The organism is Streptomyces sp. ActVer (assembly GCF_027270795.1).
Taxonomy (GTDB): Bacteria; Actinomycetota; Actinomycetes; order Streptomycetales; family Streptomycetaceae; genus Streptomyces; species Streptomyces umbrinus_A.
In genome coordinates this window covers 1-853 of sequence record NZ_JAPWHT010000969.1, presented here as the reverse complement: position 1 = coordinate 853, position 853 = coordinate 1, and the positions used below count along the sequence as shown (strand labels likewise).

Below are 853 nucleotides of genomic sequence, written 5' to 3'. Positions count from 1 at the left end.
GCGGCGATGATGTACAGGAACTCGTTGCCGACACCCTCGCCGGACTGGACGGTGTTGAACGAGAACAGGATGTGCATCCCGACGAACCAGGCACCCGCGCCGACGCCCATGAACAGGGCGATCTTGGTGAAGGTGACCGGGACACCGACCGCGCGGGCCGACTCCTTGCTGCCGCCGGTCGCGAAGATCCAGTTGCCGAACTTGGTGCGCAGCAGCAGCCAGGTCGCGGCGGCGGCGAAGACCAGCCAGTAGAAGACGGTGATTTTGACGTCGACGCCGCCGATGCTGATCTCGGAGGCGAAGACCTTCTTGGCCTGGTCGAAGCCGTCCATGTCGCTGATCGAGTCGGTGGCGACGTTGCCGGTGAAGATCTTCGTGATGGCGAGGTTGGCGCCCTGCAGGATCAGGAACGACCCCAGCGTGATCAGGAACGACGGCAGACCGGTGCGTACGAGCATGTAGCCGTTGAACGCGCCGATCGCCAGGGACACGACGAGGGCGACGATGACGCCGGTCCACACGTTCATGGAGAGCTGGAAGCTCCACATGCTCGCCGTCAGCGCCGAGGTGGTCACGGCGACACCGGCGGAGAGGTCGAACTCGCCGCCGATCATCAAAAGCGCCACTGGCAGGGCCATGATGCCCATGACGGAGGACTCGTAGAGCACGTTGGCCAGCGAGCCGGCCTCACGGAACGGCGAGGCGACCGCGAAGAAGAAGACGTACACGGCGATCGCCGCGATGAGTGCGCCGATCTCCGGGCGGGCCGCCAGCCGGCGGGCCAGGGACCGTTCCGAGGTCCGGCCGTCCTTCGGGGCGGCCGGCGGAGCCGGCGACGAGGAGCTCGTCGCCG

Annotated in this window: 1 protein-coding gene; it reads right to left on the bottom strand. The window is 66.8% G+C overall.

All coding sequences use genetic code 11. The features are described from left to right. Positions 1-853, bottom strand: an 853-nt coding sequence (locus tag O3Q52_RS54515; RefSeq protein WP_269655625.1) for an ABC transporter permease, incomplete at both ends; no start/stop codon positions are given.